Below are 17563 nucleotides of genomic sequence, written 5' to 3' on the forward strand. Positions count from 1 at the left end.
TTCCCGGAATGGTAGTCCTAGAGTCACTTACAAAGAGTAAGTAAGGAATGGACACCAGGGAGCTCTCATGGACGTTCTGGTTCTCATCGTCCGGATCCTTTTCGCGCTGCTGTTCCTGGGCGCCGGGATAGCTCACTTCAGCCAGCGCGAGATGATGGCCGGCTACGCGGTCAGCAAGTGTATTCCGGCAGCCGGGCTGATGGTGGACATCTCCGGCGCGGTCATCATTCTTGGTGGCCTCATGGTGGCCGTCGGTGTCTGGCCCGACCTGGGGGCCCTACTGCTGGTCGGCTTTCTGGTGCCGACAGCGTCGCTGATGCACGACTTCTGGCGCGAGACCGACCCTGCGAGCAAGGTGAACGCGCAGACCCAGTCCCTCAAGGAGCTATCCCTCACGGGCGCCGCGCTTGCCCTGTTCGCCTTCTTCGCCTCCCCGGGCGACGAGCTCGACCCGCTGGTGCCCGGCTCGGTGCTCACGCCGTGACCGGCTCGCTGGCAGACCTGGCCGACCTCCCCGCTCGAGGCGGTGTCAGGCCGCGCACCACGCCGAGCAATCCGCACACCCAGCTCGACCAACAGCCTCACGACGATCGGCCGCGCAGCCTGCTGGAGAAGCGGCTCGCTCAGTTGCCGGGGGTGGTCTGGCGCCCCAGCATGATCTCGGTGCCGGGAGCCCGCGCCCTGACCCTGCCGCCGGAGGCCGCGCATGGGCCACCCGAGGCCTTCATGATCGGCACCGAGTTCGCCCACCTGCACCCCGCACCGGACCAGTCCCTGCACCTGGTAGTACCGCCCGATGTTGCTTCCGGCCTGATCCAGGCAGGCTGGGCAGAGCTGCACCCGGTCGCCCGCCGCGGCCTGATCACCTCCGGTGCCGTGATGGTCTACGCACCCCGCGACGAGGAGGAGGCAGAGGTAGTCTCCCAGATCGTGACCGCGTCCTTTGAGTACGCGAGGGACGCCCCGGCCTGACCGGTCATCATGACAGAGGACCGGTGTGCCCGGCATCCGGGCCGGTCGGACCCGCGCCCAGCCGAACGAAGCTGGCTTAGGCCCAGCCCGAACGAAGATCGGAGTCGACCATCATGCGCATCCACGAGCTTGGCCACCTGGTGCTCTACGTCCGGGACCTGGAGCGCTCACGGCGGTTCTACCGAGACGTGCTCGGCTGGGATGAGGTCCGCGGGGAGGTGCCACTGCCGGTCCCCGCGGCGGCGTTCTCCTCCGGCCGTACCCACCACGAGCTGCTGCTCATCGAGGTGGGCTCCGCCGCGGCGGCGATGCCCCCGGGACCCCGGCTGGGCCTGTACCACTTCGGCCTGAAAGTCGGCGACAGCGACGACGAGCTGCGCGAGGTCGTGCAGCACCTCACCGAGCACGGAGTAGACATCAAGGGCGCCAGCGACCACACGATCACCCACTCGCTCTACATCGCCGACCCCGATGGGCACGAGATCGAGCTCTACGTCGACGTGATCCCGACCGAGGAATGGCTCGCCGACCCCTCGTTGGTCTTCGCCCCGATCCGTCCGCTACGCCTCTGACCTTCCCTGAATGCCTGAAGCATCGCGGCACCAGCCGCACACGAGCGCACGTCACCCAGCCTGCGACCGGGTCGCCACGTTTGCCGGGTCAGCCTTGAGCGCTGTGAGTTCCCCGCCCGGCGGCCTTGTCGCTCATTGTCCGCGGCCGGTCGCTGTGCTGTCTCACGTGACCTTGTGACCCCTCGCAGACCCTGTCGTCTCCGAGCGAAAGCTATCGGGCATCAGCGGCCCTGTATCAAGCCGCTTGGCGTCGGAGGTGTTGAAGGGCGTTGTGCCTGGCGAGGTCACAGGGGGCGATTCGCCCAGGGACTCCAATAAGCGGCAGAGTTGGCTAGCAATGCCCACTCCGCGGGGCTGCGTCCAGGTCATGACTCGTTACAAGCGTGGTACAAATAGTTCCTCAACTCCGACGTTTGCGCAGGTCAGCATGGGTCAGTCAGTCAGTACTACGACATCTGAGTCACGTCCACGACGAGGCCCCGCCGAGCACTGCTCGGCGGGGCCTCCGTACGTCCGCCCCGCGCCCGCGGCCGACTCCAGCGGTACGACTGTGGGGCGACACGCCGGTGGCACGACCCACGAACGTACCGCCGGGGCGCGGATGCCCCGCGACGGCAGGTCAGGCCTCGCAGGCCGTGCCGTCGTCGTCGCGGTCCAGCGGGCCGTTGTTCGTCCGGTAGACGGCGCGCGCCCGGTCGCCGTACGCGGGCCGGTGGTAGCCGTCCCGGACCTGCTTCTGGGCGGCGGCCTTGGACCTGGCCACGCCGTACTTGAAGTCGCGGTGCAGCGCGTCGCAGTTCGAGTACTTCTTCGCCGCGTGCGCCGGGGCGGCGGTCATGGCGGTCACGGCGAGGGGGCTGACCACGATAGTGGCGGCGAGCAGGGCGGACTTGGCCTTGGTGAACCCGAGGACTCCAGCTGGTCGAGGATGTCCGCGCACCGTAGGTCGCCGGACGACGGCCACAGCGCGATGTTGCCCGGACCGACGAGGCGTACGGGTTCCCACCGCGCTCCGGGCAAAGCTCCTCCCCCGTCCCCCCGTCGGCTGCAGGATGAGCGCCATGCGAACCGCGCAGTGGGCCACGTGAGGCACGAGTGGAGCTGGCGCGCGCTGGCGGTCACGGTGACCGCGGTGACCGCCGTCGCCACCGGGTGCTCGGTCGAGGACGGCGGGCGCCCGGAGCGGGCCTCGTCGTCGGGCGACCGCGCCGCACGCGGCGAGGCCGGGGCGGACGCAGCGGAGCGGTCCGCAGAGCCGCAGCCGAGGACCCGGCCAGGCACGCCGCGTCGTACCGCTCCTCCCCCGGCACCCAGCCCGACCGCCACCCCCAGGCCCCGACCCACCTTCCTCGTCGCCCGAGTCATCGACGGCGACACCCTGGAGCTGGGGAACGGCGACGGCGTGCGGCTGGTCGGCATCGACACCCCCGAGCGCGGCGAGTGCGGCTTCGACGAGGCCACGGCCAACCTCGTGCGCCTGGTCGAGGGCAGGAACGTCACCCTGACGATGTCGGACGAGGACACCGACCGCTACGGCCGGCTGCTGCGCTACGTGAACATCGGCACCACCGACGCGGGCCTGCGCCTGATCAAGAACGGTCGCGCCGTCGCCCGCTACGACTCCCGCGACGGCTACGGGTTCCACCGACGAGAGCCCGCCTACATCGCGGCCGACCGGGACACCCCCCGGGCTCGCTGCGCCCGAGCAGCCCCCACACCGTCCACCCCGGCACCCGCAGCACCCGCCGGGGACTGCGCGGCCGGATACTCACCCTGCGTACCGGTCTACCCGCCCGACGTCGACTGTCCCGACGTCGACGGGCCCGTCTCCGTCTCGGGCACCGACCCGCACGCCCTGGACGCCGACGGCGACGGCGTCGCCTGCGAGTAGCCGGCCCGTCGGCGACCGATGTGGTCACCGAGCCCGCCCGAGGCGGCCTTCTCCCACTCGTGTCACCAGGTGCAGGTCCCGGAGCCCTGCACACCTGCATCTCATGACACGAGCGGACCGGGCGCGGCCGGCACCACTCAGCGCATCGTCGCCCGGAAGCTGTCCAGCACGACCATCGGCGCCGTGCCGGCGGCGCCCGCACCGGCCGCACCGGCCGGGTCCCGCAGGAAGTCGGTGTGCCCCTCGAGCCCGAGGCCGGCGGCGTCCGCGCGCCGGAAGCCCATCGTCCAGCCCGGGAACACCCGCTCCTCGACCTGCTCGTCCAGCACCACCAGCAGGCCCCGGTGCCGCTGGTCGGCGCCGATCCGGTCGAAGACCTGCGCGACCTGCTCGTCGGGGCCCTCGACGGCCTGAATGAAGTTGCCGCCGCTGTAGAGCAGCATCCCGGTCAGTCCCCGCGCGTCGTTCCACGCCCGGGCCGAGGCGAGGAGCTCCTCGAGCTCCCCCTCGCTCCACTGCATACGGGCGGAGCTGACGTAGGTGAGCGAGCGCATCGGTGGTCTGGACCTTCTCCTGGACGGCAGCGGGTGAGAGCGCATCCTCGCCCGCGCGCCCGGACCCGCGCAGCAGAACGGCCAGACCGGGGCGACCACCTCGGCTGGGAACCCCCTGGGGGGTTCTGCTACCGTCCTTCGTATAACCCCCCTGGGGGTTACCGAACACTCCTGCCGGACCAGGAAGGACACCCCCATGCGTGAGATCGACATCGACCAGCTCGCCGCGGCGCTCGACGAGGGCGCGACGCTCGTCGACGTCCGCGAGAGCACCGAGTACGCCGAGGCCCACGTCCCGGGGGCGGTGAACATCCCGATGGGACGGCTGACCTCCCGGCTCGACGAGCTCGACCGCACCTCGCCCGTGCACGTGATCTGCGCCAGCGGCAACCGCAGTGCGGCGATGACCGAGGTGCTGCTCGCGCAGGGCTTCGAGGCTGTCGACGTCGTCGGCGGCACCAGCGCCTGGCTCCGCTCCGGGCGCCCCGTGGTCCGCGGCGCGGCGGTCGGCACCGGGGCGGGAGGGACCCGATGAGCGCCCTGACCGTCGTCCCGGTCGAGACCCCGACCCTCGGCGACCGCAGCTACCTCGTCCACGACGGCGAGGTCGCCTTCGTCGTCGACCCGCAGCGCGACATCGACCGGGTGCTGGCCCTGCTCGCCGAGCACGACGTACGCCTCACGCACGTGCTCGAGACCCACCTCCACAACGACTACGTCACCGGCGGGTTCGCGCTCGCCGAGGCGACCGGGGCGGCGTACCTCGTCAACGGCGCCGACGACGTCACCTTCGACCGCACGCCCGTCACCGACGGCGAGAAGGTCGAGGTCGGCGACCGGATGCTGCTCACCGCGCTGGCCACTCCGGGACACACCTACACCCACCTGTCGTTCGCCCTGCGGGACAGCGCCACGGGCACCGACGTGGGCGTCTTCTCCGGCGGCTCGCTGCTCTTCGGCGCCACCGGCCGTCCCGACCTGCTCGGCCACGACCACACCGACGCGCTGGTCCACCACCAGCACGCCTCGGCACACCGGCTGGCCGCGCTGCTGCCCGACGACGCCGCGGTGTTCCCCACGCACGGCTTCGGCTCGTTCTGCTCGGCCACCCAGTCCGACGCGACGTCCTCGACGATCGGTCGGGAGCGTCGGACCAACCCGGTCCTCACCCAGGACGAGGAGACCTACGTACGCGACCTGCTCGCGGGCCTCGGTGCCTGGCCGGCCTACTACGCCCACATGGCCCCGGCCAACGCCGCGGGGCCCGCAGCACCCGACCTCAGTCCCCCGGAGCGGGCCGACGCGACGGAGCTGCGCCGACGCCTCGAGGCCGGCGAGTGGGTCGTCGACCTGCGCGACCGCACCGCGTTCGCGGCCGGGCACGCGCCCGGCACGCTGAACTTCGGGCTCGACGGCGGCTTTGCGACGTACCTCGGCTGGCTCATCCCGTGGGGCACCCCGGTCACGCTGCTCGGCTCGACCGCCGACGACGTCGCCGAGGCGCAGCGCGAGCTGGTCCGGATCGGCATCGACCGCCCCGCCGCCCACGCGACGGGCTCACCGGCCGACTGGACCGTCGGCGAGCCGACGGGGTTCGCGACCGCGACCTTCGCCGACCTCGCCCAGGTCCGCCACCACCGCGACGTCGTGGTCCTCGACGTGCGCCGTACGGAGGAGCACGACGCCGCCGCGATCCAGGGCGCCCTCAACGTCCCCCTCCACGAGCTCTGGGCCCGCCTCGACGAGGTCCCCACCGGCGAGGTCTGGGTGCACTGCGCCGGTGGCTACCGCGCCTCGATCGCCGCCTCGATGCTCGACGCCCGTGGTCGCCGACCGGTCGCCATCGACGACTCGTTCGCCCACGCCGAGGCCGTGGGGCTGCACCTCGTCGGACCCTCGGCGTGACCCTGGCCCTCGCCGTCCTCGCCGGCGCGTCGATCGGGCTCAGCCTGGGCGCGCTCGGCGGCGGCGGCTCCATCCTGGCCGTGCCGGTCCTGGTCTACCTGCTCGACCAGTCCCCCGCCCAGGCCACGACCGGCTCGCTGGTGGTCGTCGGGACGACCTCGCTGATCGGGGCGGTCGCCGCCCACCGGGCAGGGACCGTCCTGCTCGCCCGGGGCGCGACCTTCGGGCTCGTGGCCACCGGGGGCGCCGTCCTCGGGGCGAAGGCCTCGGCGCACGCCGACGAGGACGTGCTGCTCGCCGCCTTCGCCGTGCTGATGCTGCTGGTCGGCGCGCTGATGGCGTGGCGACTGCTCCCCCGCGACGTCGACGGGCCCGCCCACGCCGCACGGCCGACGTTGGACGACGCGATCCTCACCTTCAGCCCGACCTTCGCCTGCGCCTGCCCCCGCGCGCTGAAGGTGCTCGTCACCGCCACCCTCGTCGGACTGCTCACCGGGTTCCTCGGCGTGGGCGGCGGGTTCCTCGTGGTCCCCGCACTGCTGGTCGCGCTCGCGCTGCCCGTCCGGTACGCCGCCGGCACCTCGCTGGTGGTCATCACGATCACCAGCGCAGCCGCCCTGGCGACCCGGGCCGGCGTCGGCTCCGCGCCGGACTGGGGCGTGGTGCTGGTCCTCACCCTCGCCTCGGCGATGGCCGCCGTCGGCGGCGCCCGGCTCGCCCACCGGGTCGACACCCGCCACCTCACGGCAGCCTTCACCGTCCTCGTCCTCGCCGTCGCCGGCTACACCGCTGCCCGGGCCCTGCCGGCCCTCCTCTGATGCCCACCCACGACCCGTCCCACCCCACCCCACCCCACCAACAGAAGGAGCACCACCATGTGTCGAGCAGTCACCTGCACGAAGTGCGGCAGGACCACCTGGGCCGGCTGCGGCCAGCACGTCGACCAGGTCCTCGCCCGCGTCCCCCGCGCCGACCGGTGCGAGGGACACCCCCGCGAGGCCGGCCGCGGCCTGCTCGACCGCCTGCGCGGCAGGAGGTCGTGACACCTGAGAACGATCCCCCCAGGGGGATGTAGGATGGCCTCGCCCCGCCGCTCCCGCAGCGGCCACCAGCCCGAGGAGGACCCGCCATGGCGGACTACACGATGCGTACGACCGTCCCCCGCCCCTACGAGGAGACCGTCGCGGCGGTCCGCGCGGAGCTGGTCGAGGCCGGGTTCGGCGTGCTGACCGAGATCGACCTCCGCGCGACGCTCAAGGCCAAGCTCGACGTCGACGTCGCGCCGCAGGTCATCCTCGGCGCCTGCCGGCCGCAGCTGGCGCACCAAGCGCTCCAGGTCGAGCCGTCGATCGCCGCGATGCTGCCGTGCAACGTGGTCGTGCGCGGCGTGGACGAGACGACGACCGTCGTGGAGGCCTTCGACCCGGACGTGATGATGTCCTTCGCCGGTGACGGCGAGGCGGGCGAGGCCCTGCGGAGCGTGGCCACCGACGCCCGCGCCCGGCTGACCGCCGTGCTCACCGCGCTCACGACGCTCGACGCCGTCGAGGTGGGGGCCTGATGGAGCTCGAGCCGACCGACATCAAGCCGATCATCACCCGGATGAAGCGGGCCAACGGCCACCTCGCCAGCGTCATCCGGATGATGGAGGAGGGCTCCGACTGCGAGGCGGTCCTCACCCAGCTCGCCGCGGTCAACAAGGCGCTCTCCCGCGCCGGGTACGCGATCGTGGCCACCGGGCTGCAGCAGTGCCTCACCGAGACCGACGAGGGCCTCGACGGCGTCGACGTCAAGAAGATGGAGAAGCTCTTCCTCGCCCTGGCCTGACCCCGTCGACCATCCAGCGGCCCAGGGCGACCGAGACCACGGCGATCACCAGCCCGGCGACGTCGTCGACCACGAAGTGCCAGCCGACGTAGACCGTGGCCAGCACCGTCCCGATGAGGAAGACCGTCATGAACCGGCTGGTCCACCGCAGCCCGTAGTACCGGGCCATCAGCAGCATCATGCAGGTCACCGCGACGTGCAGGCTGGCGAAGGCCGAGACCTGGTTGAGCGCACCGGCGGCCCCCGGGTCGGCCAGGAACGCGGCCCGCTCGGCCAGGAACCGGGTCTGCGTCTCCGTGACGATCGTGGGCGGCAGGTCGGCGAACTGCCCGGGGTCGGAGGTGAACGGGCCGAGGGAGGGGATCAGGTAGTACGAGCCGACGCCGAGGATCCACACCCACGCCGCGGAGGCGAGGAAGACGTACCCGTCCTTGACGCGGGTCGGGAACACCACCGCGGCGACCACGGCGAGTCGGACCAGTGTCGTGAAGGACTGATAGATAGCGATCAGGACGTACGCCGACAGCTGCACGCCCAGCAGGTCGTGCAGCAGTCCCGCCGGGCTGTGCCCCAGGAACAGCCAGCGGTCCCACCGCAGCAGCATGGCGTCCTGCGGCTCCTCGAAGGCGACCCAGCTCTTGAGGTTGCGGTAGCTGGAATACACCACCCAGTAGCCGGTCAGCCCGGTCCCGGCCAGCAGCAGACGACGACGGGGCCAGCGGGCTCGCAGCACCTCGACGGTACGCCGCACCGACCGCTCGCCGGCGTCGGTGCGGCGGTAGGCGTCGACCAGGGCCAGCAGGGCGAACAGGGCGATCGAGACCAGGATCCGCCGGGTGAACCAGACGCCCCCGGGGTCGCGGATCGGCACGCCGGCGCGGACGGAGCCGAGGACCGCGACCACGGCGAAGGCGACCACCACCGCCCAGAAGGCGACCAGCCAGCGGCGGTCCCCGGCGGCCTCGCCCCCCGCGGGTCGAGCCGGTGCTGTCTCCTCCATGGGTCCACCGTCCTCCCCCCGTCCGGCACCGGCGTCGGCGCCTCCGTCCGCGTGCCGTCGGCCTACCCGGTGGCCGTGCGGGCTGCGTACGCTGGCAGCACCGTGACCCCTCCGACAGACGAGCCGCGTGGGCGCCCGCTGCTGCTCGCGGTCGACGCCCCCTCGCTGCTGCACCGCCACCACCACGCGCGGGCCTCGACCGACCTGCGCGACCGCGGCGGCCGGCCGGCCTGGGCGCTGCACGGGATGCTGCTGCAGATCCTGGAGACGGTCGAGGGGTTCACGCCCGACGCCGTCGTCTTCGGCCTCGACGACCGGGCGGCCTCGGTGCGCCGGGAGGCGTACCCCGACTACAAGGCCGGGCGCGCGGAGAAGGACGCCACGCTGGTCGAGCAGCTCGAGCGGGCGGGGCCGCTGCTCGGGGCCCTGGGCCTGCGCGCGGTGACCCCGGCGGGCCTGGAGGCCGACGACGTCAGCGCGTCGGCCGCCGCCTGGGCGGAGGCACGCGGCTGGCGGTGCGTGGTGGTCACCTCCGACCGGGACGCCTTCGCGCACATCAGCGAGCACACCCACGTCCTGCGCCTGATCACCGGCGGCGTCGACGGCTCCCCGCTGCTGACCCCCGCCCGGCTGCACGCGATGTACGGCGTGCACGCCGAGCACTACCTCGAGTACGCCGCCCTGCGCGGCGACGCCAGCGACAACCTGCCGGGCGTGCCCGGGATCGGCGAGAAGGCGGCCGCCCTGCTGATGGCCCAGGTGGGATCCATGCAGGAGGTGTGGGCCGACCTCGAGCACTGCGCCGGGGCCACCGTCGCCGCCGCCGTCGACGACCAGTGCCTCGAGGAGGGCCGTCGCCGCGCGGGCGCGGGGCTGGTCCGCAAGCTGGCCGCCGACGGCGCCCGGGCGCGGTTCGACTTCAACGTGGGGATCATGGCCGGACGCGCCGACGTCGACCTGGGGCTGACCCCGGAGGTGCCCGGCTCCCCCGGGCTGCTGCCCGTGGCAGCCGACCGCGTGGCCCGCGCGGTCGACTACCTCGGCGTGCCCTCCACCACCGACCTCGCGGTCCGGGTGCTGGCCGGTGGCGGGGCTCAGAGGATGTAGAGCATCTCCTGGTAGGTCGGCAGCGGCCACAGGTCGTCGGCGACCAGCGTCTCGAGGGTGTCGGCGGCCGTGCGGACCGCGGCCATCGCCGGGAGCACGGTGTCGCGGGAGAAGCTCGCAGCGGCGAGCGGGTCCTCGGGGTCGACCACGTGGTCCTGGGCCAGTGCCTCGCCCAGCACGACCAACGCGGCCCGCATCTCCCCGATCGGCGCCGAGACCGTCTCCAGCGTGCTGCGGTCGGCGTCGACGCCGGCGGCGAGCAGCGCGGCGACGTTGCCGGCGAGCTCGGTCTGGTAGCGGATCGCGGCCGGGAGCACGGTCGTGGTGGCCATCTCCAGGGTCAGGTTGGCCTCGACGGCGACCGCGAGGACGTACTGCTCGATGCCGACCTCGAAGCGGCTGTGCGCCTCGTGCGCGTTGAAGACGCCGTAGGTGCCGAACAGCTCGACGGCCTCGGGGGTGATAAGCTCGGGCAGGGCGTCGACGGTGGTGCGGAGGTTCTTCAGGCCGCGCTGCTCGGCCTCGACCGGCCACTCGTCGGAGTAGCCGTTGCCGTTGAAGATGACCGCGCCGTGGTCGGCCACGATCGAGGCCAGCAGCGTCTGGACGGCCTCGTTGAAGTCCGTCCCGCCCGCCACGGCCTCCTCCAGCGTGGTCGCGCAGTGGTCGAGCGCCTCGGCCATGATCGTGTTCAGCACCACCATCGGCCCGGCCACGGTCTGGTTCGAGCCCGGCGCGCGGAACTCGAAGCGGTTGCCGGTGAAGGCGAAGGGGCTGGTGCGGTTGCGGTCGCCCGGGTCCGTGGTCAGGTCGGGCAGCGTGTCCACGCCGATCGTGAGCGTGCCCCTCTCCTTGGACCGGGTCGCACCGCCCTTGGCGATCTGGTCGAAGACGTCGGCGAGCTGGTCGCCGAGGAAGATCGAGATGATCGCCGGCGGCGCCTCGTTCGCCCCGAGGCGGTGGTCGTTGGAGGCCGAGGCGACCGAGGCGCGCAGCAGCCCGCCGAAGCGGTGGACCGAGCGGATCACCGCGGCGCAGAAGACCAGGAACTGGGCGTTGTCGTGCGGGGTGTCGCCGGGCACCAGCAGGCTGCCGAGCGCGGCGTTGCCGAGCGAGAAGTTCACGTGCTTGCCCGAGCCGTTGACACCGTCGAACGGCTTCTCGTGGAACAGGCACTCCATGCCGTGCTTCCTGGCCACCGACTTGAAGGTCGTCATCAGCAGCTGCTGGTGGTCGGAGGCCTCGTTGGCGCGCTCGAACATCGGCGCCACCTCGAACTGGCCGGGGGCGACCTCGTTGTGCCGGGTCTTGGCGGGGATGCCGAGCTTGAACAGCTCCCGCTCGGTGTCCATCATGTAGCCGAGCACCCGCTCGGGGATGGCGCCGAAGTAGTGGTCGTCGAACTCCTGGCCCTTCGGCGGCTTCGCCCCGAACAGCGTGCGGCCGGCGTTCAGCAGGTCCGGGCGGGCCAGGAAGAAGTGCGAGTCGACCAGGAAGTACTCCTGCTCGGCGCCGCAGTAGGCCACCACGTTGTCGGGGCCGGTGTGGCCGAACAGCTCCAGCACCCGGCGCGCGTGCACCGACATGGCCTGCTGCGAGCGCAGCAGCGGCGTCTTGTGGTCCAGCGCCTCGCCGGTCATCGAGATGAAGATCGTGGGGATGCACAGCGTGTTGCCGTTCGGGTTCTCCAGGACGTACGCCGGGCTCATCACGTCCCAGGCCGTGTAGCCGCGGGCCTCGAAGGTGTTGCGCAGCCCGCCGTTGGGGAACGAGGAGGCGTCCGGCTCGCCCTGGACCAGGGTCTTGCCGGAGAACGAGGCGAAGGCGGTGCCGTCGCCGACCGGGTCCAGGAAGCTGTCGTGCTTCTCGGCGGTCAGGCCGGTCAGCGGGTAGAACACGTGCGCGTAGTGCGTCGCGCCCTTCTCCAGCGCCCAGTCCTTCATCGCCGAGGCGACCGCGTCGGCCACGTCGGGGTCGAGCGGCGCCGACTTCTCGATCGTCGAGAGCATCGAGCGGTAGACGTTCTTCGGCAGCCGCTTCTGCATCACGGTGAGGCTGAACACGTTCTCGCCGAAGATCGAGCCCGGCTCCTCGCCGGGGTCGAAGCTGATCGGCGGGGCGACGCGCGCCTCGACGGCGGCGATGGCCTGCTGGCGGACGGCGTTGGCGGTCATGGGGCTCCTCGTACGGACGCGGCGCCGCCGGGCGCCGACGCTCGACCGCGACGCTAGGCGGCTCCGGTGTCGGACGTGTTTCGTCGCGGTGACACCGGACCGCCGGCTCCGCGTGCCTACGCTGGTCCGGTGAGCACCGTCGCCCCCACCCCCCTCGACCTGCACCTCGAGCACCGCTTCGCCGACGCCCTGCCCGAGCTGGCCATGGCCTGGCAGGCCGAGGACGCCCCCGCGCCGACGTTGCTGACCCTCAACGAGGAGCACGCCGTCGAGCTCGGCCTCGACCCGGCCCACCTGCGGAGCCCGGCCGGGCTGGGCCTGCTGACCGGGACCGTGGTGCCCGCGGGGGCGAGCCCCGTGGCGCAGGCCTACGCCGGCCACCAGTTCGGCGGCTGGTCCCCCGCCTCGGGGACGGCCGCGCGCTGCTCCTGGGCGAGCTGACGCTGCCGGACGGCCGGCTGCGCGACCTGCACCTCAAGGGCTCGGGCCGCACCCCCTTCGCCCGCGGCGGCGACGGGCTGGCCGCGGTCGGCCCGATGCTGCGCGAGCACGTCGTCAGCGAGGCCCTGCACCACCTCGGCGTCCCCACCACCCGCGCCCTGGCGGTCGTCGCCACCGGTCGCGACGTGCGCCGCGAGACGCCGCTGCCCGGGGCGCTGCTGGCCCGCACCGCCGCCAGCCACCTGCGGGTCGGCAGCTTCCAGTACGCGCGCTCGCTCGGCGACCCCGCCCTGCTCCGGCGCCTGGCCGACCACGCGATCGACCGCCACCACCCCGACGCCCGCGCCGCCGAGCGGCCGTACCTGGCCCTGCTCGAGGCCGTCACCGCCGCCCAGGCCGCCCTGGTCGCGCAGTGGATGCTGGTCGGCTTCGTGCACGGCGTGCTCAACACCGACAACGTCACGATCTCCGGGGAGACCATCGACTACGGGCCGTGCGCCTTCCTCGACGCCTACGACCCCGCGACGTCGTTCAGCTCCATCGACGAGGGCGGCCGCTACGCCTACGGTCAGCAGCCCACCGTGACGCTGTGGAACCTCGCCCGCCTCGCCGAGGCCCTGCTCCCCCTCATCGACGACGACGAGGAGCAGGCCGTCGCCCTGGCCACCGCCTCGCTCGAGACCTACAGCCCCACCTACACCGCGCACCTCGACGCCGGGATGCGCCGCAAGCTCGGCCTGCCCGACGGCCTCGCCGACGACGTCGCGAACGCCCTGGCCGCGGACCTGCTGGCCCTCATGCGCGAGACGGGCGTCGACCACACCTCCTTCTGGCGCCGGCTCTCGGCCGCCGCCCGCGGCGACGCCGAGCCGGCCCGCGCGATGGTGCTCGACCTGGCCGCGTTCGACGCGTGGTGCGAGCGGTGGCGCGCCGTCGGCCCGGACCCCGCGGCGATGGACCGGCACAACCCGGTCTACGTCCCGCGCAACCACCTGGTCGAGGAGGCGCTGACCGCAGCCACCGAGGGTGACCTCGGCCCGGTGCGCACGCTGCTGGACGTCCTGGCGTCGCCCTACGACGAGCGCCCGGGACTCGAGCGGTACGCCGAGCCGGACCCCGACGGCGGTGCCGGGTTCCGGACGTTCTGCGGGACCTGAGCCGGTCTCAGCGTCCCCACAGCAAGGCGGTCCATGATCAGGGCATGTTCGACCACCCGCTCGTCGTCCACGCGGTCGTCGTGCTGCTCCCGCTGGCCGTCCTCGGGACCCTGGCCCTGGCCCTGCGTCCCGCGTGGCGCCTCCGGTACGGGTGGCTGCTGGTCGGCGTGACCGCGGTCGCGACCGTGCTGGTGCCCGTGGCCACCTCCTCCGGCGAGGCCCTCGAGCGGCGCGTGGGCAACCCCGGGGAGCACGCCGAGCTCGGCGACACCCTGATCTGGTTCGCGGCGCCGCTCCTGGTCCTGGTGCTGGCGATGGTGCTGCTCGAGCGCCGACGCTCGGGCGCGACCCGGGACGGCGACGGTCCGGGCGCTCCGGGCGGCCCGGGACGCGGCCTGGCCACCGGGGTCGCCGTGGTCGCGGTGGTGGTGGCGCTCGGCACCGCGGTCCAGGTCTACCGGATCGGGGACAGCGGCGCCCGCGCGGTGTGGGGCGGCTCGGTCGGCGCCTCCTCGGCGCGCTGACGTCGGGGCGCGGGGGTCAGCCGGCCGACGACGCCGACGGCGGGGTGCGGTCCTCGAGGACCCGTCGCACACGGTCGGGCTCGAAGCCGTGCGAGAGGCCCCAGATCACGGCCTGGGGCCGGGTGGTGGCCCCGATCTTGCGGTAGGCCGAGCGGATGTAGGTCTTGACGGTGTTGATGCCGATGTAGGCGCGCTGCGAGATCTCGACGTTGCTCAGGCCCTGGCAGATCAGGGCCAGCACCTCGGACTCGCGTGCGCTCAGCCCGTGCTCGTCCCCGGGCCACCGGCCGAACAGCTCCCCGCGCTCGGGGGCGTCGTCGTCGCCCGGCGTGACCCGCTCGCCGCGGTGGACCCGCTCCACGGCCTCGACCAGCTCCTCGGCGCTGCAGGCCTTCGAGACGTAGCCGTGCGCCCCTCGCTCCAGGGAGGCCCGCACCTGGTCGGGGTCGGTGTTCCAGCTGAAGACCAGGAACCGCGCCCCGGCGCCGACCAGCCGGGCGGGGTCGCACGACGCGCCCTGCGGCTTGCCGAAGGTGTCGTAGAGCACGACGTCGACGTCGCTCACGACCGGCTTGCGGCTGTCCAGCTCGACGACCTCGACCCGGTCGCTGAAGGGCTCCAGGACCCGCGCGGTCCCGGCCACCACGATGGCGTAGTCGTTGACCACGGCGATGCGGACGGGCGAGGCAGACATGCCGCCATCCTACGAGAAGGACGGCCCCCTCGGTCCCGGGCCGTCACCCGTGCGGGTGTTGGGTGGCGACCGCCCGCCTGGTGACGTGGGGTGGCACGACCATCCACCCTCGTTCTCAGGAGCACTCCTCGTGGCACAGCTCGACGGCAAGACGATCGCATTCCTCATGGCCGGCTCCGGCGTCGAGCAGGTCGAGCTGACACAGCCCTGGGAGGGCCTGCAGGCGGCCGGCGCCACCTGCGTCCTGGTGGCGCCCGAGGCCGGCACCGTCCAGGCGTTCAACAACGACGTGGAGAAGGGCGACACCTTCGACGTCGACACCACCGTCGCCGACCTGGACCCGACCACGGTCGACGCCCTCGTCCTTCCCGGCGGGACCACCAACCCCGACCAGCTCCGCCTGGACGAGGGCGCGGTCGCGCTCGTCCGCACGCTGGTCGACGCCGGCAAGCCCGTCGCGGCGATCTGCCACGGACCGTGGACGCTGGCCGAGGCCGACGTCCTGCGGGGCAAGACGCTCACCAGCTTCCCCAGCATCCGCACCGACCTCAAGAACGCCGGCGCGACCTGGGTCGACGAGCAGTCCTTCACCTGCCCGGCCAACGGCTGGACCCTGGTGACCAGCCGCAACCCCGGCGACCTCGACGCCTTCGTCCAGGCGTCCGTGGAGGCGTTCTCCGGCTGAGCCGGGCTGGCTAGGGTCGGGCCATGGTCAGCACCGGGATCGGGCGTCTACGACAGGGTCACGTCTACCGCCAGGGCGCGCTGGGTCGACGGCCGGCGGTGCCGACCGACGACGCCGCCCTCGAACGGGCCGCCCGGCGGGCGATGAGCGCCCGCGCCTGGGCCTACGTCGCCGGCGGCGCCGGCCAGGGTCGCACGATGGCCCGGAACCGACAGGCCTTCGACGCCTGGGGCGTGCTGCCGCGGATGGCGCACGGCCACGCCGTGCGCGACCTGTCCCTCGACCTGCTCGGCCACCGCCTCGCCGCGCCCGTGCTGCTGGCCCCGGTGGGCGCCGCCGGGCTGGTGCACCGGGACGCCGACCTCGCCGTCGCCCGGGCCGCGGCGGCGACCGGGACGACGTACGTGCTGTCCAACCAGGCCAGTAGCCCGATGGAGGACGTCGTCGCCGAGCTCGGTGGCAGCCCGCACTGGTTCCAGCTGTACTGGAGCAAGGACGAGGGCCTGGTCGACAGCCTGATCGGCCGGGCCGAGGCCACCGGGGCGCAGGCCCTGGTCGTCACGCTGGACACCACCGTGCTGGGGTGGCGCCCGCAGGACCTCGACCTCGGGTCGCTGCCCTTCAGCCGGGGCATCGGGATCGCCCAGTACACCTCCGACGACCGCTTCGCCGAGATCGTGCGGGACCGCGTCGCGGCTGCGGCCCGGGACGGGCGTGAGGCGGTCGAGGTCACCCTCGGGGCCGTGCGCACCCTGCTCGACATCGCCCGCAACCATCCCGGCGCGTTCCGCGACAACCTGCGCACGCCCGAGCCGCGGGCCTCGGTCGAGACCTTCCTCGACGTCTACTCCAACCCCGGCCTGTCCTGGGACCACCTCGCGACGCTGCGCTCGCGCACCTCGCTGCCGGTGGTCCTCAAAGGGATCCTGCACCCCGACGACGCCCGCCGTGCACTGGACCTCGGCGCCGACGCCCTGGTGGTCTCCAACCACGGCGGTCGGCAGGTCGACAACGCGGTGGCGTCGCTCGACGCGCTGGTCCGGGTGCGCGACGCGGTCGGGCCGGAGCCCACGCTGCTGCTGGACAGCGGGGTCCGCACCGGCGCCGACGTGTTCGTCGCCCGGGCGCTGGGCGCCGACGCGGTGCTGCTCGGCCGCTCGCCCATCTACGGCCTGGCCGTGGCCGGCCAGCGGGGGTGGAGGAGGTGCTGGGCAACGTCGTCGCCGAGCTCGACCTGACGATGGCCCTGACCGGCACGCCCGACCTGGCCTCGATCACGCCCGACGCGCTGGTGCCGCAGCGCCCCTGAGGCCCCGCGGGGCGGGCCCGGACGGTGGTGCCGGCTGCTAGCGGCCCCGTCGCTCGACCTCGTCGACCACCGACCGGGCCAGGTCGGTGAGGCGGACGTGCCCGGCCCGGGCCCGACGCCGGAGCACCTCGAAGGCCGCGTCGGGCGTGCTGCCCATCTGCTGCGCGAGCACCCCCTTGGCCTGCTCGAGCACGATCCGGCTGTTCAGCGCGCCCTGGAGCTGCTCGGTCACCGCGCCGGCACGCGAGAGCTGCCGCTCCTGCAGCAGCGCGATCGTGGCGACGTCGGCCAGCGCCTGTACCAGGCGCACGTCGGCGGGCTCGAAGGTGCCGTGCGCACCCCCGAGCAGGTTGAGGGCACCGATGGACCGGTCCCGCAGACGCATCGGGAAGGCGTGCACCGACTGGAACCCGGCGTCGAGGGCGGCGCGGGCGAAGGTGGGCCAGCGGTCGGTGGCCGCCGCGAGGTCGGCGTTCACCACGGCCTCCCCGGTGCGCGAGCAGTCGAAGCAGGGCCCCTCCTCGGTCTGCAGCTGCAGCAGCTCGAGCATCCGGGCGCTCTCGGAGGTGGAGGCCATGTAGCGCAGGACGTCGTCCTGGTCGAGCATCATCAGCCCGACCGCGCTGGCGCCGCTGACCGTGGCCGCGTGCTCGGTGAGACGGTGCAGGAAGTCGAGCAGGTCGAACTCGTCGACCAGGGTGTCGGCCACGTCGACGAAGAGCTCGGGGATGCGGTGGAGGTCGATCATGAC

General features: G+C 73.0%; 21 protein-coding genes and 1 pseudogene. 16 read left to right on the forward strand and 6 right to left on the reverse strand.

The features are described 5' to 3' along the window. Positions 1-67: 67 nt before the first annotated feature. The 3 genes from ENKNEFLB_RS15290 (at position 68) to ENKNEFLB_RS15300 (ending at position 1544) form a co-directional block, all read left to right on the forward strand. Positions 68-484, forward strand: a complete 417-nt coding sequence (locus tag ENKNEFLB_RS15290) for a DoxX family protein (RefSeq protein ID WP_214056188.1) — start codon at positions 68-70, stop codon at positions 482-484. Continuing rightward, positions 481-972, forward strand: coding sequence for a luciferase domain-containing protein (locus tag ENKNEFLB_RS15295; RefSeq protein ID WP_068119904.1), 492 nt, complete (start codon positions 481-483; stop codon positions 970-972). The genes ENKNEFLB_RS15290 and ENKNEFLB_RS15295 overlap by 4 nt, the downstream gene beginning before the upstream one ends. Positions 973-1085: 113 nt before the next feature. Next, positions 1086-1544, forward strand: coding sequence for a VOC family protein (locus ENKNEFLB_RS15300; RefSeq protein WP_056888940.1), 459 nt, complete (start codon positions 1086-1088; stop codon positions 1542-1544). Between the two features lie 619 nt (positions 1545-2163). On the opposite strand, the gene ENKNEFLB_RS15305 is transcribed toward ENKNEFLB_RS15300, so the two are convergent. Then, positions 2164-2391, reverse strand: a complete 228-nt coding sequence (locus ENKNEFLB_RS15305) for an excalibur calcium-binding domain-containing protein (protein ID WP_214056189.1) — start codon at positions 2389-2391, stop codon at positions 2164-2166. A 237-nt stretch (positions 2392-2628) separates the two neighbouring features. On the opposite strand from ENKNEFLB_RS15305, the gene ENKNEFLB_RS15310 reads away from it, so the two are divergent. Continuing rightward, positions 2629-3435, forward strand: coding sequence for a thermonuclease family protein (locus ENKNEFLB_RS15310; protein WP_214056190.1), 807 nt, complete (start codon positions 2629-2631; stop codon positions 3433-3435). Positions 3436-3572: 137 nt separating this feature from the next. Here the strand turns inward: ENKNEFLB_RS15310 and ENKNEFLB_RS15315 are convergent, their stop codons facing one another. Next, positions 3573-3989 (reverse strand): BLUF domain-containing protein, encoded by a 417-nt coding sequence (locus tag ENKNEFLB_RS15315; RefSeq protein WP_214056191.1) that lies wholly within the window; start codon positions 3987-3989, stop codon positions 3573-3575. 196 nt (positions 3990-4185) lie between these two features. Here ENKNEFLB_RS15315 and ENKNEFLB_RS15320 point away from each other — a divergent pair, with 196 nt between their 5' ends. The 6 genes from ENKNEFLB_RS15320 to ENKNEFLB_RS15345 all read left to right on the forward strand — a co-directional run bounded on the left by ENKNEFLB_RS15320 (position 4186) and on the right by ENKNEFLB_RS15345 (position 7721). Then, a complete protein-coding gene (locus tag ENKNEFLB_RS15320; RefSeq protein ID WP_214056192.1) occupies positions 4186-4524 on the forward strand; it encodes a rhodanese-like domain-containing protein in 339 nt (112 codons plus the stop codon). After that, positions 4521-5894 carry an MBL fold metallo-hydrolase gene (locus tag ENKNEFLB_RS15325; protein ID WP_214056193.1) on the forward strand — a complete coding sequence of 458 codons (1374 nt, stop codon included), beginning with the start codon at positions 4521-4523 and terminating at the stop codon, positions 5892-5894. Before ENKNEFLB_RS15320 ends, ENKNEFLB_RS15325 begins: the two co-directional genes overlap by 4 nt. Then, positions 5891-6712, forward strand: a complete 822-nt coding sequence (locus ENKNEFLB_RS15330) for a sulfite exporter TauE/SafE family protein (RefSeq protein ID WP_214056194.1) — start codon at positions 5891-5893, stop codon at positions 6710-6712. Before ENKNEFLB_RS15325 ends, ENKNEFLB_RS15330 begins: the two co-directional genes overlap by 4 nt. A gap of 57 nt (positions 6713-6769) precedes the next feature. Beyond that, positions 6770-6937, forward strand: a complete 168-nt coding sequence (locus ENKNEFLB_RS15335) for a hypothetical protein (protein WP_214056195.1) — start codon at positions 6770-6772, stop codon at positions 6935-6937. An 86-nt stretch (positions 6938-7023) separates the two neighbouring features. After that, positions 7024-7455 (forward strand): DUF302 domain-containing protein, encoded by a 432-nt coding sequence (locus ENKNEFLB_RS15340; RefSeq protein WP_214056196.1) that lies wholly within the window; start codon positions 7024-7026, stop codon positions 7453-7455. Continuing rightward, positions 7455-7721, forward strand: coding sequence for a metal-sensitive transcriptional regulator (locus ENKNEFLB_RS15345; RefSeq protein WP_160007103.1), 267 nt, complete (start codon positions 7455-7457; stop codon positions 7719-7721). The genes ENKNEFLB_RS15340 and ENKNEFLB_RS15345 overlap by 1 nt, the downstream gene beginning before the upstream one ends. Here the strand turns inward: ENKNEFLB_RS15345 and ENKNEFLB_RS15350 are convergent. Beyond that, complete coding sequence (locus ENKNEFLB_RS15350) at positions 7684-8721, reverse strand: phosphatase PAP2 family protein (RefSeq protein WP_214056197.1); 1038 nt, start codon at positions 8719-8721, stop codon at positions 7684-7686. The genes ENKNEFLB_RS15345 and ENKNEFLB_RS15350 overlap by 38 nt on opposite strands. A gap of 102 nt (positions 8722-8823) precedes the next feature. Here ENKNEFLB_RS15350 and ENKNEFLB_RS15355 point away from each other — a divergent pair, with 102 nt between their 5' ends. Beyond that, a complete protein-coding gene (locus tag ENKNEFLB_RS15355; protein ID WP_214056198.1) occupies positions 8824-9828 on the forward strand; it encodes a 5'-3' exonuclease in 1005 nt (334 codons plus the stop codon). Here the strand turns inward: ENKNEFLB_RS15355 and ENKNEFLB_RS15360 are convergent. Then, entirely contained in the window at positions 9816-12002 is a 2187-nt protein-coding gene (locus ENKNEFLB_RS15360; RefSeq protein ID WP_214056199.1) for a glutamine synthetase III family protein, read from the reverse strand. The genes ENKNEFLB_RS15355 and ENKNEFLB_RS15360 overlap by 13 nt on opposite strands. A 204-nt stretch (positions 12003-12206) precedes the next feature. Between ENKNEFLB_RS15360 and ENKNEFLB_RS15365 the strand changes: the two are divergent. Beyond that, positions 12207-13600: pseudogene (locus ENKNEFLB_RS15365) on the forward strand (protein adenylyltransferase SelO). A 44-nt stretch (positions 13601-13644) separates the two neighbouring features. Then, positions 13645-14124 carry a DUF2231 domain-containing protein gene (locus ENKNEFLB_RS15370; protein WP_214056200.1) on the forward strand — a complete coding sequence of 160 codons (480 nt, stop codon included), beginning with the start codon at positions 13645-13647 and terminating at the stop codon, positions 14122-14124. Positions 14125-14140: 16 nt separating this feature from the next. Here ENKNEFLB_RS15370 and ENKNEFLB_RS15375 read toward each other — a convergent pair whose 3' ends face one another. Further along, complete coding sequence (locus tag ENKNEFLB_RS15375) at positions 14141-14818, reverse strand: response regulator transcription factor (RefSeq protein ID WP_214056201.1); 678 nt, start codon at positions 14816-14818, stop codon at positions 14141-14143. Positions 14819-14948: 130 nt separating this feature from the next. Between ENKNEFLB_RS15375 and ENKNEFLB_RS15380 the strand changes: the two genes are divergently transcribed. The 3 genes from ENKNEFLB_RS15380 to ENKNEFLB_RS22665 are packed head-to-tail and all read left to right on the forward strand — an operon-like array spanning position 14949 to position 16812. Next, complete coding sequence (locus ENKNEFLB_RS15380; RefSeq protein WP_246535578.1) at positions 14949-15503, forward strand: type 1 glutamine amidotransferase domain-containing protein; 555 nt, start codon at positions 14949-14951, stop codon at positions 15501-15503. 23 nt (positions 15504-15526) lie between these two features. Continuing rightward, complete coding sequence (locus ENKNEFLB_RS15385) at positions 15527-16741, forward strand: alpha-hydroxy-acid oxidizing protein (protein WP_246535579.1); 1215 nt, start codon at positions 15527-15529, stop codon at positions 16739-16741. Next, the gene (locus tag ENKNEFLB_RS22665) at positions 16708-16812 is read left to right on the forward strand and encodes an alpha-hydroxy-acid oxidizing protein (protein WP_246535580.1); all 105 of its coding nucleotides are present in this window, start codon (positions 16708-16710) and stop codon (positions 16810-16812) included. The genes ENKNEFLB_RS15385 and ENKNEFLB_RS22665 overlap by 34 nt, the downstream gene beginning before the upstream one ends. Before the next feature lie 37 nt (positions 16813-16849). Here ENKNEFLB_RS22665 and ENKNEFLB_RS15390 read toward each other — a convergent pair whose 3' ends face one another. After that, on the reverse strand, positions 16850-17560 hold the full coding sequence (locus ENKNEFLB_RS15390; RefSeq protein ID WP_214056203.1) for a GAF and ANTAR domain-containing protein: 711 nt from the start codon (positions 17558-17560) through the stop codon (positions 16850-16852). Between the last annotated feature and the right edge of the window lie 3 nt (positions 17561-17563).

It is taken from the genome of Nocardioides aquaticus (assembly GCF_018459925.1).
In the GTDB taxonomy this organism is placed as follows: domain Bacteria; phylum Actinomycetota; class Actinomycetes; order Propionibacteriales; family Nocardioidaceae; genus Nocardioides; species Nocardioides aquaticus.

Coding starts and splice junctions, on each gene's coding strand:
- ENKNEFLB_RS15290 (WP_214056188.1), top strand. CDS start 68: ATGGACGTTCTGGTTCTCATCGTCCGGATCCTTTTCGCGCTGCTGTTC.
- ENKNEFLB_RS15300 (WP_056888940.1), top strand. CDS start 1,086: ATGCGCATCCACGAGCTTGGCCACCTGGTGCTCTACGTCCGGGACCTG.
- ENKNEFLB_RS15315 (WP_214056191.1), bottom strand. CDS start 3,989: ATGCGCTCGCTCACCTACGTCAGCTCCGCCCGTATGCAGTGGAGCGAG.
- ENKNEFLB_RS15320 (WP_214056192.1), top strand. CDS start 4,186: ATGCGTGAGATCGACATCGACCAGCTCGCCGCGGCGCTCGACGAGGGC.
- ENKNEFLB_RS15325 (WP_214056193.1), top strand. CDS start 4,521: ATGAGCGCCCTGACCGTCGTCCCGGTCGAGACCCCGACCCTCGGCGAC.
- ENKNEFLB_RS15335 (WP_214056195.1), top strand. CDS start 6,770: ATGTGTCGAGCAGTCACCTGCACGAAGTGCGGCAGGACCACCTGGGCC.
- ENKNEFLB_RS15340 (WP_214056196.1), top strand. CDS start 7,024: ATGGCGGACTACACGATGCGTACGACCGTCCCCCGCCCCTACGAGGAG.
- ENKNEFLB_RS15345 (WP_160007103.1), top strand. CDS start 7,455: ATGGAGCTCGAGCCGACCGACATCAAGCCGATCATCACCCGGATGAAG.
- ENKNEFLB_RS15350 (WP_214056197.1), bottom strand. CDS start 8,721: ATGGAGGAGACAGCACCGGCTCGACCCGCGGGGGGCGAGGCCGCCGGG.
- ENKNEFLB_RS15360 (WP_214056199.1), bottom strand. CDS start 12,002: ATGACCGCCAACGCCGTCCGCCAGCAGGCCATCGCCGCCGTCGAGGCG.
- ENKNEFLB_RS15370 (WP_214056200.1), top strand. CDS start 13,645: ATGTTCGACCACCCGCTCGTCGTCCACGCGGTCGTCGTGCTGCTCCCG.
- ENKNEFLB_RS15375 (WP_214056201.1), bottom strand. CDS start 14,818: ATGTCTGCCTCGCCCGTCCGCATCGCCGTGGTCAACGACTACGCCATC.
- ENKNEFLB_RS15385 (WP_246535579.1), top strand. CDS start 15,527: ATGGTCAGCACCGGGATCGGGCGTCTACGACAGGGTCACGTCTACCGC.
- ENKNEFLB_RS15390 (WP_214056203.1), bottom strand. CDS start 17,560: ATGATCGACCTCCACCGCATCCCCGAGCTCTTCGTCGACGTGGCCGAC.